The 14,520-nt window shown below is 64.4% G+C and carries 11 protein-coding genes; 6 read left to right on the top strand and 5 right to left on the bottom strand.

The window, feature by feature from the left end; genetic code table 11:
- The first annotated feature begins 112 nt into the window (after positions 1–112).
- Positions 113–2,299: a DNA helicase II gene (gene uvrD / locus XpruCFBP8353_RS20810; RefSeq protein WP_101364923.1), complete on the top strand. Its 2,187-nt coding sequence runs from the start codon at positions 113–115 to the stop codon at positions 2,297–2,299.
- 168 nt (positions 2,300–2,467) lie between these two features.
- Here the strand turns inward: uvrD and XpruCFBP8353_RS20805 are convergent, their stop codons facing one another.
- Positions 2,468–2,731, bottom strand: coding sequence for a hypothetical protein (locus tag XpruCFBP8353_RS20805; RefSeq protein WP_101364932.1), 264 nt, complete (start codon positions 2,729–2,731; stop codon positions 2,468–2,470).
- Between the two features lie 415 nt (positions 2,732–3,146).
- Here XpruCFBP8353_RS20805 and XpruCFBP8353_RS20800 point away from each other — a divergent pair, with 415 nt between their 5' ends.
- Positions 3,147–3,728, top strand: a complete 582-nt coding sequence (locus XpruCFBP8353_RS20800) for a sugar O-acetyltransferase (protein ID WP_101364931.1) — start codon at positions 3,147–3,149, stop codon at positions 3,726–3,728.
- A gap of 262 nt (positions 3,729–3,990) precedes the next feature.
- Complete coding sequence (locus XpruCFBP8353_RS20795; RefSeq protein WP_101364930.1) at positions 3,991–4,437, top strand: universal stress protein; 447 nt, start codon at positions 3,991–3,993, stop codon at positions 4,435–4,437.
- 167 nt (positions 4,438–4,604) lie between these two features.
- On the opposite strand, the gene tagK is transcribed toward XpruCFBP8353_RS20795, so the two are convergent.
- Positions 4,605–5,264, bottom strand: a complete 660-nt coding sequence (gene tagK / locus XpruCFBP8353_RS20790; protein WP_101364922.1) for a transcriptional regulator TagK — start codon at positions 5,262–5,264, stop codon at positions 4,605–4,607.
- Between the two features lie 313 nt (positions 5,265–5,577).
- Here tagK and tssB point away from each other — a divergent pair, with 313 nt between their 5' ends.
- The 3 genes from tssB (at position 5,578) to XpruCFBP8353_RS20775 (ending at position 9,927) form a co-directional block, all read left to right on the top strand.
- A complete protein-coding gene (tssB, locus tag XpruCFBP8353_RS20785) occupies positions 5,578–6,078 on the top strand; it encodes a type VI secretion system contractile sheath small subunit (RefSeq protein ID WP_101364921.1) in 501 nt (166 codons plus the stop codon).
- 335 nt (positions 6,079–6,413) lie between these two features.
- Positions 6,414–8,441 (top strand): hypothetical protein, encoded by a 2,028-nt coding sequence (locus XpruCFBP8353_RS20780; protein ID WP_101364920.1) that lies wholly within the window; start codon positions 6,414–6,416, stop codon positions 8,439–8,441.
- 751 nt (positions 8,442–9,192) lie between these two features.
- The gene (locus XpruCFBP8353_RS20775; RefSeq protein WP_101364919.1) at positions 9,193–9,927 is read left to right on the top strand and encodes a hypothetical protein; all 735 of its coding nucleotides are present in this window, start codon (positions 9,193–9,195) and stop codon (positions 9,925–9,927) included.
- Positions 9,928–10,330: 403 nt separating this feature from the next.
- Here the strand turns inward: XpruCFBP8353_RS20775 and XpruCFBP8353_RS20765 are convergent, their stop codons facing one another.
- The 3 genes from XpruCFBP8353_RS20765 to XpruCFBP8353_RS20755 all read right to left on the bottom strand — a co-directional run bounded on the left by XpruCFBP8353_RS20765 (position 10,331) and on the right by XpruCFBP8353_RS20755 (position 14,493).
- Complete coding sequence (locus XpruCFBP8353_RS20765; RefSeq protein ID WP_101364918.1) at positions 10,331–11,230, bottom strand: DUF1932 domain-containing protein; 900 nt, start codon at positions 11,228–11,230, stop codon at positions 10,331–10,333.
- Positions 11,231–11,817: 587 nt separating this feature from the next.
- Positions 11,818–13,122, bottom strand: a complete 1,305-nt coding sequence (locus XpruCFBP8353_RS20760; RefSeq protein WP_101364917.1) for a jacalin-like lectin — start codon at positions 13,120–13,122, stop codon at positions 11,818–11,820.
- Positions 13,123–13,194: 72 nt separating this feature from the next.
- Entirely contained in the window at positions 13,195–14,493 is a 1,299-nt protein-coding gene (locus XpruCFBP8353_RS20755) for a histidine-type phosphatase (protein WP_101364916.1), read from the bottom strand.
- Positions 14,494–14,520: the final 27 nt, after the last annotated feature.

Here is a 14,520-nt window from a genome sequence, read left to right as displayed (position 1 = left end):
TGCCTTCCCCCGCCTGCGGGGGAAGGTGCCTGCAGGGTGGATGGGGGCAGCAATCCCAACCGCTTCATCGCAATCTCAGCCGCAGCGACGCCACAACCGGTAAAATGCGCCGGTGGATGTCTCTCATTTGCTCGATCATTTAAACCCCGCCCAGCGCGAGGCCGTTTCCGCGCCGCCGGGGCATTACCTCGTGCTGGCCGGCGCCGGCTCCGGCAAGACGCGCGTGCTGATCCATCGCATCGCCTGGCTCAACGAAGTCCAGGGCGTGCCCAACCACGGCATCTTTGCGGTGACCTTCACCAACAAGGCCGCCGGTGAAATGCGTCACCGCACCGACCTGCAGCTGCGTAACGGCAGCCGCGGGATGTGGATCGGTACCTTCCACGGGCTGGCCCATCGCCTGTTGCGTCTGCATTGGCAGGATGCGCGGTTGCCGGAAGGCTTCCAGGTCATGGACAGCGACGACCAGCTGCGGCTGGTCAAGCGCGTGGTGCAGGCGCTGGAGCTGGACGAGAGCAAGTATCCGCCCAAGCAGATGAGCTGGTGGATCAACGAGCAGAAGGACGAAGGCCGGCGTCCGCAGCACATCCAGCCCGAGCCCAACGACGACTGGACCGAGGTGCGCCGGCAGGTGTACGCGGCCTACCAGGAACGCTGCGACCGCTCCGGGCTGCTGGATTTCGCCGAGCTGCTGCTGCGCGCGCACGAACTGCTGCGCGACACCCCGGCCTTGCTGGCGCATTACCGTGCGCGCTTCCGCGAGATCCTGGTCGACGAATTCCAGGACACCAACGCCATCCAGTACGCCTTCGTGCGCGTGCTGGCCGGCGAGACCGGCCACGTGTTCGTGGTCGGCGACGACGACCAGGCCATCTACGGCTGGCGCGGCGCCAAGGTCGAGAACGTCCAGCGCTTCCTGAAGGATTTCCCCGGCGCGCAGACCGTGCGGCTGGAGCAGAACTACCGCTCCAGCGCCAATATCCTGGGCGCGGCCAATGCGGTCATCGCGCATAACCCGGACCGGATCGGCAAGCAGCTGTGGACCGATTCCGGCGACGGCGATCCGATCGACCTGTATGCGGCCTACAACGAGGTCGACGAAGCGCGCTACGTAGTCGAGCGTGCACGGCAGTGGGTGCGCGACGGCGGCAGCTATGGCGAAGTGGCGGTGCTCTACCGCAGCAACGCGCAATCGCGCGCGCTGGAAGAAGCGCTGATTTCCGAGCAGTTGCCGTACCGCGTGTATGGCGGCATGCGCTTCTTCGAACGCGCCGAAATCAAGGACGCGCTGGCGTACCTGCGCCTGCTCACCAACCGCAGCGACGACGCCGCGTTCGAACGCGCGGTCAACACGCCCACGCGCGGCATCGGCGACCGCACGCTGGACGAAGTGCGCCGGTTGGCACGCGCCAGTGCGCTGTCGTTGTGGGAAGCGGCGATGCTGTGCACGCAGCAGAACACGCTGGCCGCACGCGCACGCAACGCCCTGGCCACCTTCCTCAGCCTGATCGGCCAACTGCATGCCGAAACCGGCGAGATGGAACTGGCCGAACGCATCGATCACGTGCTGATGCGCTCGGGTCTGCGCGAGCATTGGGCCAAGGAAAGCCGCGGCGGGCTGGATTCGGAATCGCGTACCGAGAACCTGGACGAACTGGTGTCGGTCGCCTCGCGCTTCACGCGCCCCGACGACGAAGACAGCCAAGGCATGACCGAGCTGGTCGCCTTCCTGGCCTATGCCTCGCTGGAAGCCGGCGAAGGCCAGGCGCAGGCCGGCGAAGAAGGCGTGCAGTTGATGACGCTGCATTCGGCCAAGGGCCTGGAATTTCCGATCGTGTTCCTGGTCGGTCTGGAAGATGGCTTGTTCCCGAGCGCGCGCTCGTTGGAAGAGAGCGGGCGGCTGGAAGAAGAGCGTCGCCTGGCATACGTGGGCATCACCCGCGCGCGGCAGAAGCTGGTGCTGTGCTACGCCGAATCGCGCCGCATCCACGGTCAGGACAACTACAACGTACCCTCGCGCTTTTTGCGCGAAATCCCGCGCGATCTGTTGCACGAAGTGCGCCCGAAGGTACAGGTCTCGCGTACTGCCTCGCTGGGCGCGGCACGTGGCGGGCCGGTGCATGGCGTGGTGGAAGCGGCACCAATCAAGCTCGGCGCCAACGTCGAACACCCCACCTTCGGCGGCGGCGTGGTGGTCGATTACGAAGGCGCTGGGGCGCACGCCCGCGTGCAGGTACAGTTCGACGAAGTGGGCGCCAAGTGGCTGGTGATGGCCTACGCGAATCTGACCGTGGTGTAGTCAGGAGTTCATTCGCCTGCGATTGCGTTGACCTCAGGAGGCGAAGACGGCACGCGACTGCAACGTGCGTGCGGCGAAAGGAGCCGAGCACTGGTGTATGTCCCGCGTCGAGCGGGACTGCGCGACTGCTCCGGCAGATGGGCCACCTGTCTTGCTGCCGTCGCGTGCCTACATTTCCCAACTGAAGGTTGAGTTGATCTGCTTGCCGTTCACGGTAAGTGTCGACTTGGTTGCGAGCACGACCAGGGTAAAGGCCGGCACGCGCTTGTCCTCTCCTGTGTCAATCAGGCGGAGGATTCTGCGCTTGGTATCGAAGGTCTTGACCTGGAAATTGCCCCACAATGACACGCCCTTGCCGTCGCCGGGCGCGTAGAAATGAATGCTGCGATGACGGGACGACGGTCGCTGCCGACTTCGAAGGTCATCGAGTATCCGCCGCCTTCGAACGAAAGTGAGGAAGTTGCGTGAGCAGGTGTGCTGAAGCATGCACCCAGCAGCAACGCAACGCAGGCGGCTACAAATCGTGTCATGACGTCATCCTTGAATGTGGTCGTGCTGGAAGGGCACGGTCAGGAATATCGATGCGCGCATGGCGGCATTGCAACGCATGCGGCAAGCAATGCAAGGGCGAGGCAGCGGCCACGCGGCTGCGGCCGATGCTCGAAATCCGCATTGGCCGTTTCCACGTCGGTGGTGAGCGCGCCAGTCGCTTCAACGCATCGCCCGATCGTGACGTTCTGTAAGCCGCGTTGAGCCGGCAATCGGGGCCATTGGTGCATCGCTCGATGCGCGCGGTACTCCATTCATGCCACCCTTGCACAACTTCACTGCAAATGGGCACGACCGCATGCAGACAGAAAAACAGAAAATGCTGGCAGGCGAACTCTACAACGCTGCCGATGCGCAACTGCAGGCCGATCAGGCGGCGGCTGCGGAGTGGATGACACGCTACAACGCGACCAGCGCGCAGCCATCCGCGCAGCGGCATGCATTGCTGGTCGAGCGGCTCGCCGAGGTGGGGGCGGGTGCGGTGATCCGGCCGCCGTTTCATTGCGATTATGGCTACAACATCCGTCTGGGCGCGGACGTGTTCCTCAACTTCAATTGCGTGATTCTGGATATCTGTCAGGTAGACATCGGCGATGGCACGCAGGTGGGCCCTGCGGTGCAGTTTTATGCTGCCGACCATCCGCGCGATGCGGCCGGACGTGCCAGCGGGCTGGAGTTTGGTCGGCCGATCCGCGTTGGGCGCAATGTGTGGATTGGTGGTGGGGCGATCATCCTGCCGGGCGTCAGCATCGGCGACGATGCGGTGATCGGTGCTGGTGCGGTCGTTACGCGCGATGTGCCGGCCGGAGCGACCGCAGTGGGCAACCCGGCGCGCGTGCGCGCACCCCGGCACGCTGCCGATGATGTGCCCACCGATTGAAAGCAACGAACAAGAGCAGCTATGAAAACGGGCGTGCAGCTGTCAGACGGACGCGGCCGGTGCGCGATGCAGCTGCCGCGCGAACAGTGCAGTTTTGAACGCGTTACCGGCACCAGGGTGATGGTCGCTCGCCAAACCAGATGAGCCGCTTCAATCGCGACAGTCCGTCACGTGCAAGATTGATTTGTATCAAGGTCTGCGTTGCTGAGTGCTGTCAATCTCAACTCGCCGGCGAGGCTGCCGGTCTATGTGGGAGGTCATCATGTACAAACGAATCCTGATTGCCATCGATGCATCCGAGCTGTCGCATCGCGGCTTGTTTCAAGGCCTGGAACTGGCCAAGGCGACCGGCGCGAAGGTGGATATCGTCACCGTGTCCGAGCCATGGGCGATGGGCATGTACGACGCAATGGGCTGGAGTGTCGGCTACGAGGCAAGCCCGGAATACCGCACCGAGCGCGAAGCGGCCGCCGAAAAGATCCTGCGTCCGGCACTGGAACTGGCCGCCGCCGCCAACATCAAGGCCACGTCACGGCATGTGCTGGATCGCTTCGCCGCCGAGGGCATCGTGCAGGCCGCCAAGGAGTGCAAGAGCGATCTCATCATCATGACATCGCACGGCCGCCGCGGCATGCAGCGCATGCTGCTCGGCAGCCAGACAGTGGAAGTGCTGACCCATAGCTCGATTCCGGTGCTGGTGATTCGCTGATTCGCGGCACCGCACCGCCGCGACATCATTGCGCACTGTTGGCTGACCGCTACGGCGCAGCGTCTGTCTTAGGGCCTGCGCTCATCACGACCCTGCACCGACAACGACGCGGTGCAGACATTGCGCGCCCATCGCCGCGGGCTAGCGTCGGGCGTAAAACCCAGTGACTAACGATCCGCATACTCCAGCTCAATCGCGCGCGCACGCGGCGGCTGGCCTAGACGACGCAGCGCTTCGGTATGCACGAGCGGAGCGCTGTGCAGCGGCAACATCCCCGCGCGCACCGGAGCCTCGGCGCGTTGGGTGTTCTGGGTCAGTTCGCGCATGAAGCGCCACATCGGTACGTAGTGACCACGTCGTGGTGTGGGCGCATGCGGCGCGGCGCGGCACTGGCGACGCCACTGCATCGGCGGCATACCGAAGCGCTGCTGAAACGCACGTTGAAACTGCCGCTCGGACGCAAAACCCAGTTCGTACAGCAACCAGGTCAGACTGCAGTCCGGGTAGGCCTGCAGATAGCGGTGTGCCATGCTCAGCCGCTGTTCGCGGATATAGCTGGCCACGCCGCCGCGCGACTGAAATAAGCGGTATAGCGATGCGCGCGACAACGCGAATGCCTGCTGCAACGACTCGGTGCCCAGCTCCGCCTCACCGATGTGCTGCTCGATGTAGGCCAGCAGGTGGATCATCAGCGGTGCACGCGCCTTTATGGCCGAGGCCGCTTGCGGAACGATGGCGCCGTAGTAACTGGTGCTGCTCATGCGGGTGCTGCCTGCGGCCCACTCCCCGGGGCCTGTCCCTTGATCAACCGAGAAAAGCAGCGCCAACCCATCACGCCTCTTCCACAAAGTCGGCGCTCGATCACGCATCCGCGTATGCGTCCACACGACCGAGACGATTGAGACGATTTGTCGGGTAAGCCCACGGGCGCATGTCTATCCACGCCGCAGCGCTGAGAAAGCGTCATCGCACGGTCTGCCGCTTCGGTCCGCGTGGTGCGCGGCGGTTGCGGGGTAGCCCGCAGCACCGGCGTCGCGCTCAGGCTGCAGGCACCACGCCGGGCCGGCGACATCCAAGCCATCAGGCAGCACGCGTGCACCGCGCGGTGGCGCAACGGACAAGCTCAATCGGCGCTCAGGCATGGCCAGCAGTCAGAAGTGCATCGTCCGCAATCGGGCGCCACGCGTGCAGATCGAAGACGACGTGGAGGTCTACGGCGCGCAGAACAAGGTGCAGATTCCGTTCGTGATGTCGGATCTGTCCGGCGCCAACGCCGGCGAGCCGCCCTCGCTGGGTGAGCGCAAGGCTTTGGAGATCGATGTCGACAACGTCGATAGCCGCCTGCAGTCGATGCGCCCGCGGGCGCGATTCAAGATGCCCAACACGCTTACCGGCGAAGGCGAGCTGGCGGTGGACATCACCTTCGAAAGCATGGATGACGTTTCGCCTGCCGCCATCGCGCGCAACATCGCACCGCTGGCCAAGCTGTTGCAAGCGCGCACGCAGCTGGCCAACCTGGATACCTACATGGACGGCAAGGCCGGCGTCGAGCAGCTGATTGCCAACGCCATTCGCGACCGGGCATTGCTGCAGTCGCTGGTGTCGGCCGCCAAGCCGGCGTCCGAACCTGAAGGAGCCTGAGCTATGTCCGCTACCGAATCCGCACTGGCCAGCAGCAGGACCAAAACAAGCGAACAGGGAATCGCGACCCGAAGGAGGTCGGGTTCACTTTCTAAGCCGACCCGATCCCGTGTCCGGGCGTCTGTCAGCGAAGCATCGATGCAGGACTGCTGGGACACAACGACGCATCGCTGGAGATCCAGGCATGTGTGGTTATTGCAGGTGATATCGCTGCTCGTCGACGTTGCTTGAATAGCGCACTGCCGCCCACAACGGCTGACTGAGACGTTCTGCCGGGTGCGATTGCCGGGGCCCGATACGGTTGGTCCCGACCATCACGTCACAGGAAGAAAAGCATGGACATTTCCAATAGCGGCGTTCTCAACATCGTAGCCGCCACGTATGGATTGAAGGACGTCACCGCGCAGGTGGCGGCGCTCGTCAACCGCAACGCCACCCCGCAGACGCTGTCGGTGGTAGCGAACAATGCGACCTTCAGCGATACCTGGCCAAATCATGCCAAGGTGCTGACGCTGGTCTACCGCTACGACGATGGGACAACGCGCACGATGGCAGTCAAGGAGGGCGCGACGCTGAGTGTCGGAGGGACTGAGTTCACGCAGGCGGACGCGCAGGTGGGCGATATCGCCGCTACCGGCCCCGTCCTCACCATATGGGGCGCGAGCTATGGTCCGGCGGATGTGACTGCCAAGGTTCAGGCCCTGGTGGACCAGAGCAACCAGACGCTCAACATCACCGCCAATAATGCGACCTTCACCGATACGTGGCCGAACAACGTCAAGACCTTGGTGGTGGTGGCCAGCTATACAGGGCAAGTGCCATTCATCGACATCGTGGTGGAAGGAAGCCCGTACGCCTTGAAGTATCGTCCGCATCTGCAGGTGCTCAGCGCCTTCTGGGGCCTTCAGGATGTGACCGGCATCCTCCAGGCGAACGTCAGGCAGCGCCACGTGAGCCTGCAGGCGTCCAACGGAGTGTTCGGCGATGGCTGGCCCGGTAACGCGAAGACGCTGTGCGTGATATTCCAGTACGCCGACTACGCGCCGCAGTCCACCATCATCCAGGAGGGCGGCACGCTCGCCATCGACTACACGGCATCCATGCCCGCCTATACGCCGCCGGTGGATCCGGCTGCACTGAACATCATCGCTGCCAGCTACGGGCGTAGCGATGTGACCGCAAAGGTCGCCGGTCTGATCAGTGGCCAGGCACTGAACATCACTGCCAACAACGCCACCTTCGGCGACAGCTGGCCAAATGTCGTCAAATCCTTCGTCGCCGTGTACAGCTGGGGGTCGGCGGCGATCTCCAGCATCGTGGTGCGTGAAGGACAAGCGGTCGCGCTGACCCGGCCGGAACCCGCCTTCGCGATCGACCAGAACTTCGTGTCGATGGCAGGGCTTTTCGCCACTGGCGACGAGATCAAACTCAGCGCCGCGGCCGGCGGTTTCTGGCAGGTGGGCCCGAACCAGCAGATCCTCGCCAGCGCTGCGTCCAGCGCCGCGGCGGAGACCTTCACCCTGTCGATTCCGAACGCGACCGGCTCGCCGATCGTGCAGTTGCGCTGTAGCGACGGCAGCTATGTGCAACTGGGTGCCGACGGCACCCTGCATGCCGGCGGCAATGCGCAGAACGCCGCCAACCTGGTGCCGTCGCTGCAATCCAATGGCGCCTTGAACTTGGGCATCGCCGGCGGCGCTCCGTTCGTGGCAGTGGACGCCAACAACGCGATCGTGGGCAGTGGGAGCTACAGCCCCGATTTTTCGACCTGCTTCAGCTTCCTGTTCAATCCCACCCAGGTGGGACTGGACAACCATCTCAAGGCGTTTGTCGGCAATGACCTGTCCACCGAGGATCTGAACCTGGCGCTGGTCAAAGTGATCTGGGATCTGACCGGTGGGTGCTTCCTGGCGATTGGGTTGGGACCGTTGATTGGTAATGCCGACAGGCTTGGTCCGGGGGTCTACCGGTTGCTAGAGGGCTACCCCAGCGTCATGCGCGCGATCAACGGGCTGGTTGCCACGGTCGGCAACAACCGGACCGCCTCGGCCGGCGCGTTGTTGACGGTGCTGGTGGCCGTCTACGAAGCCGGCGTGTTCATGCCGTTGCTGCGGCTGGTGCTGAGTATGGCCGGGTGGTGGGGACTGTCGATGGCGTTGGTCACCATCCTCACCAAGGTGCTGGGCGGCGCGGCGAGCGCAGGCGCGACGGTGGCTGCAGAGCTCATTACCAGCTTCGCCATCTGGGCTTATCAGACGACGATGGACGTGCTGGCCTACGTGGCCTCCACCAGCGCTGGGGCGGCCTTCCTGATCGCCGAGGAAGACGCTGTTTCCGCACCGTCGTTGTTGCTGGAGGCCTGATTCGCATCCATGAACCCACCACGTCATTGCGACGTGGTGGGTGTTGGTCCTGCGCTGATGGGCGGTGGCGATGTTTGCCGAGCAGCAAATGGGCCAGCGTGTTTTATCGAGATCAGTTGGACACGCACTCAGCCGTGCGCGCTGCCGGGTGGTCACCCACGTCCAAGTATCGCTGCGACCGAGGTGCAGCCCACAAAACTCCTGCGCAGCCGCCGGACGGGCGCGACCGGTGCTCGGAAGCACTCATACAGTGCGGCTCCTTCGCGCTGTCTGCGCTCACCTGACGACGGCTGGTTACTTGGTTAGCCGCTCAATAGGACTCGGAGAAGAAAAAGTACGGTGGACTGACACGTGAACAAGGTCTGTCGGGTGGGACGTCTGTGTCCGGTAAGCAGGAGGATGGCAAGGCGTCGGATAGCTCTTTCATGTGGCGCTGGTGGTGAGACTGCGGCAGGAATGGCCGGGTGGGCAGGCTGAGGAATCTTGCCGCATGCATTGCTGGGTTGGATGGTCTACAGCTGACCCATGCGCACCGCACAAGGGGCGCAGCGCCGCAGCCCCTGGACTGAGCGCGTGTGCATGTAGGCGGCAATAACCCAATACGGTCGTGTGCGGAGCGCGACGCGAAATAGTCCCATCGAGGCTGAGACAGCCGGACGCACCGTCGGTCAGCGGCGGCGCGACCGCGACACTCCCCTGGCATCTCCGCGATGCCGCACACTTGCTACCTGGTCGAACACAGGACGAAGCGATGGCACGGCGATACGGATGGAGCGGAATACTGGTGTGGCTTGCAGCCTTCGGCGCGGTGGCGGCCGGTCCAACGCCCGGCGAATACAGCACCAAGCAAGGCTGGGGCAGCCTGCAGGTCAGCGACAAGGGCGGGGCGCGCCACTTCGAGATTCTCACCGTGGGCGCCAACGGCCACACCTGTTCGTTGGCGGGCACGCTGCAAGGCGACAAGGCGGAAGTGAGCGACGCTAGCGACGCGCCTTGCAAGCTATCGTTCAAGCCGGTGGCGGGCGGCTTCAGCATCGCCGCACTGACCCAGGACAGCTGCCGTGACTACTGCGGCATGCGCGCCGGTTTCGAAGGCGACTATCTGCAGTTGCCGGCCGGCTGCACCTCTGCTGCCAGCAGCCGACGACGTGAGGCGTATCTGCGCGACTATCGCGGCAAGCGTTATACCGAAGCGCTTGCCGGCATGCAGGCATTCGCGGGCGAGTGCGGTGAGTTTCTTAACTGGCTCGATCGCGACCGTTTCGCCAACGACCGCGCCCTCACCCTGCTGCGCCTGAACCGCCCGCAGGAGTGCCTGGCGGCGTTGGACGAGACCATGGCGGGTCGCAGCCGCGACGAGGACTCGTTCCAGGCGGAACTGGACAAGAACAGCACGATGCTCCCACCCAGCGACTGGGATGCGTACCTGCCCATCGCCAAGTCCACCTGGTTCAATCGCAAACTCTGCGAGGCGGCCAAGCGCTGAGCTTGAGAGGGTTTGTCTTGCTGTGCGCACGTAAGCGCCTGGATGCGGCGGCGTGCCGATGGTCGTTTGTGCGTGACCGAGATGATGCTGGAACCATCGAGTGCCATTGCGTTCATTGGTGATCACCGCCGTCGTCACCTCGGGCAGCCGCGCGATGGATAACGGTGCCGGAGAAAAGAGTCAGAGCGATCTATCCAAACAATAGGGTCAGAGTGATTTACAGCGGGATTCACTCTGACCTGATAAAGGACGCCAAGCAGCAGGCGCGCGCGCTTTGCTGCAGTCGGTGGTGCACAGGTGCTGGCCCGTGGTCGATCCGACATCAAGCTCTTCGATACGTTGATCGAACGTTATCAAGCAAGTGGGCTATTGCCGAAGTGAGTGACGCTTGCCAGCAGCGTAGTCACTCCGCGGATGGCAAGCGCCGTAACACTACGCAGAGGTGGTCCAGGCGTGCAATCAACTGGTCCTCGCCCGCGTCCAGGCCGAGCTGGCCGATGCGGTCTTGCCATGCGGCGGTGGCCGTTGCCATGTCGGCAGGCAGCCCGAGCGCGGCGACGGTGACGGCCACTTCGCGCATTTCTGCAGCGCGTCGAATGCCGTGCACCATCATGCGCTCCATGTTGTAGCTTGCCTGGATGCCGAAGTCGCGCTGCGTGGCGGAGGCATTGAGCGAAGCGATCACCCGGTCTTCGACGCCGGCGCGGCGTGCGGCGATCAGGCATTCGGCGCAGAGCGCCTCGATGCCCTTGACCATCACCGAGCGCAGCATCTTGATGGACGAGGCCTGTCCAACGGTGTCGCCGGCTGGCTCCGGGCGCATGCCGAGCGATTGCAGAACGCTGAGTGCGGCTTCGATATGCGGGCCGCTGATCAGCAGGGGCACGCGGTGCCGTTGGGGTAGCACAGGCGCCATCACGGCGACATCGACGTAGCGCGCGTTGGCGGCTTCGATATCTGTAGCGGCGGCCTTCTTGGTGTCAGGTGCGCAGGAGTTGCAATCAAACCACAGCGTGCCGGCGCGCAATGACGGTGCCGCGGTGCGTGCTGCGGCGTGCGCGCAGTCGGCGGTGACCAGGCTGAAGACAACATCGGCCTGCGCAACTGCCGCAGCGGCCGTGTCGCATCCGGTGACGCCGTGCTGTCGATAACGGTCGAGCAAGGTCTGGCGTGTATCGGCCTGATCGGTCTTGATGTCGTAAGCGGTGATGCGCGCAGGAGCATCCACTGCCCAGCCTTCGAGAAAGGCGCAGGCCGCTTCGCCGAAGCCGATGAAGGTGATGGAGCTGCCAGGTGTAGCCATGCGATCAGTCCTGCGCGAGGGTTCGATGGAACGACGTGCCCGATTGGAGTTCTCTACGAGGCCAGCGACATCCTGGCGTTACATCGCCACAGCGCTGACACGACTTAGCCGTATGCATTGCACGAGCAAAGACATCGCTGCCGAGGTCGTGGAATTGCGCACCTGCGTCGCTGCAGCAGGCGGCAACCGTTGCGAAGGGGCAGGCAGGTCCTCATCCGCGACCACTTCAGCATGCACGCACGCAGACCATGGGTGGGGACGCGAATGGATGCGCGCTGCGGCGAATGCGGCACGTCGGAACAGCGGAATGCGGATGCGCGCGTCAACATTTCAAGGCCGCCAGCCGATGTCGGGCGCTGCTTATGTCGTGCGTCGTATCGGCACGGCTGCATGGCTGGATGCCCGCTGTGCAAACGCGCAACGTCTCCTTCGCATAGAAGGAGAACCTCATGCCCAGCGTGTTGATAGCTGGCGCTGCCAAGCAGGCCCGGGTTGCTGCTGCATGGCACGCGCATGCGCGGCAAGGGCAGCACGGCGTTGTCCGTGCCGTGCTGTCCTGCTATGCGCAAAAAAGTGCAGCCGGTCTTTCAATCCTTCCGATAGATCACACCAAGCTTGTCGATTTCATCGCCGGCGCGGCCGGTGAAGCCGGCGATATGCCAGCCGGTAGGCGCGGTGAGGGTGTAGCGCTCGTTGGTCGGGGTGCCGGCGGCGATGCTGCGGCCCTGGTTGGTGGCCAGGCTCAGCGAGAACAGACGGGTGCGGCCGTCGTATTGGCCAAGCGTCACGGTGGCCGAGGTCAGCGTTTCGCCGCTGCGCAAGGCCAGGGTGGTGGCGGTGCCGCCGCTACCGCCGTGGGCCAGGGTGGCGCCGCTGTCCAGGCTGGCAGCCACCGCATCCAGGCGCTCGGCACCGCGCAGGGTGACGCTGCGCAATTGGCGTTGATGCGCACCGCCGGCCACGTCGTTGAACGGCACGCCATGCGGTCCGCCGAAGCTGTCGCTGGTGCGCACGTCGGTACCCACCGCCCAACCGAACTGCGTATACAGCGGGTAGTGGTCCGACAGCGGCTTGCCGGCAATGTCGTAGAAGTTGCCCGGGTCGAGCTGGTAGCGGTTGGCGGCCAGGGTCAGCTGCGGCGCGGCGCGGTACAGGATCTTGTCGACGACCTCGCAGGTATTGGTCGGCGGCGTGCCGCATAGCAGCGGTGCGGCGCCGGCGGCCGGGGCGTTGCCCTTGATCAGTTCCACCCACGGGTCGATCAGGTTGTTGCTGGCGATGAGCTCGCGGATGTTGTCCTCGCTACGGGTGTAGCGGGTGTTGGAGTCCATCATCACCAGCACCGGGTTGCCGGCCGACCAAGTACGGATGAATTGCGAGAGCTGGGTGATGTTGGCGCGTCGTGCGGCCAGGTCGGCGGTTTCGGTACCGGCATTGGGATGGGCGTTGTACACGTCCAGCAACACGCCGTTGTCCAGCCGCACCTGCATGTAGCTGAAGCCCTTCGGCGTGAGGCAGTCGGTACCGTTGCACTTGTCCCATTTGACCCGGGTGAAGTCGTTGAATGGATAGTTGCTCAGCGTGTTGAGGCCATCGCCGATGGCGGCACCGCCGCTGGTGGGCGTGCGGTACGGGTGGGTATCGCCGGCGTAAAGCGTCGCGTGGTAATTGAAGTCTTCTTGCACATGGACCAGCGCATACGGCGCCAGCTTCGGTGCCAGCAGCGCCGTGTTGGTGGCGGGGTTGCTGCTGGAGATGCCTTCGGGTAGGCCGGCGACGTTGTAGGTAAGCACGTCGAGGACGCCGACACTGGATTGCGCGTGGGCGACACCGGCGCAAGCTAGCGTCAAACCGATTCCGACGCTGAGCAGAGAACGAAGATGCTGGAGCATGATGACCTCGTGCGGTTGGGGACAGCGAAAGGACGCAGAGCATTGGGTCCAACGCTTTGCGTTTTGGGGGGATCAGTGGTCCATGGCGAGCGGGTCGAGTGCGGCCTGGACGATGTGGGCGAACTGCGGCAGCGGGCAGTCGTAGGCCGGCGTGGCGGTACTGCAGCCGGGAATGAAGATGGCCGCGCTCGGCGGCGGTGCTTGCAGCGTCAACGCTTGTCGTTCGCGTAGCTGCGTCAGGCTCTGCGCGGTGTAGCGCAGGCGGATGACGCGTTGGCCGTCGGCACGTCGCCAGCGCTCGAACACCAGCGCGCCGCCGGGGACGGTCTGGTCGGGTTGGTAGCCGGGCAATTGCCAGTGCAGGTCGAACATGCCGGCCAGCAGGGTCAGGGTGCCGTCGTGGCCGGACACCACCACCAGGCGCGCATCACCGCCGATGGCGTCGGTCGCGGTGTGTGCTTGGCTGCCTTGCTGCAGCGTGGCGAGCAGACGTGCGGCCAACGGCGTGCTGGCCAGGCGCGCGACGGTTGGCGCGCGCAGGCGCAGCGCGAATTCGGCCTGATGCGGGGCAAACACACGCAGCAGCATGGCCTCGTCCAGGCCTTGCCAACCGAGTGCGGCGAAGTCCTGTCCATCGGCCCAGCCCATCAGCAGGCTTTCGGTGATACCCGAGGCGGCTGCGGCAGGGCCATCGATACCGGGGATCGACGGTCCAGCATCATCCAGCCCGGCCGGCACCGTGGTGAGGCGTCGCTTGTCGGGCGCGGCCTGGGCGGGGCACGGCCGTTGCGTGCATTGCAGCAGCAGTCGTTCGAGCGTTTCGATCGCATCGGCCTGGGTGGCATTCCAGGCCTGCGCATTGCCACCGATGCGCCCTGCAATGGCCGCCTGCATACGCGCACGTGCCTCGGGTTGACGCAGCGCAGCGGTGCCATCGAACAACACATCGGAACTGCCGGTCGGCACGTGATGCACCGGGTTGACGCAGCCGGGCGTCAATGTGCTGGCCAGCGCTTGGGCCGAGGCAATGGTGCGTTGGGTAAGGTTGGCCCAGTAATAGGCCTGGTTGCAGCCGTCGCCTTTCAACACACCAAGCGCGGTGTAGCGTGCGCGGTAATAGTCGCCGAACAAGCGCTCCAGTTGCGCGCCGTTGGCGGTGAGGTGACCGGCCGGCACGCCGAAGTGCGGCCATGCATGCAGCGAATACTGGCTCAGCTGTTCGGGGCTGGACATCGCCGCACGCACGCCGTGGCGCTTGAGGATCACCACTTTTTCCAGCGTGTCGGGCGCGTCGGTGGCATGGGCAGGGGTGAGGGGTACGAGCGCAAGCCCGAACAGGGCGGCAGTGCGCCGAAAAAAACGCAGAAGCATCGGCAGATCCAGGACGAATGGAGCGAA

This window comes from Xanthomonas prunicola, assembly GCF_002846205.1.
GTDB lineage: Bacteria > Pseudomonadota > Gammaproteobacteria > Xanthomonadales > Xanthomonadaceae > Xanthomonas > Xanthomonas prunicola.
Note: the sequence above shows the minus strand (reverse complement) of the source record. Positions and strands in the feature narration are given on the sequence as shown.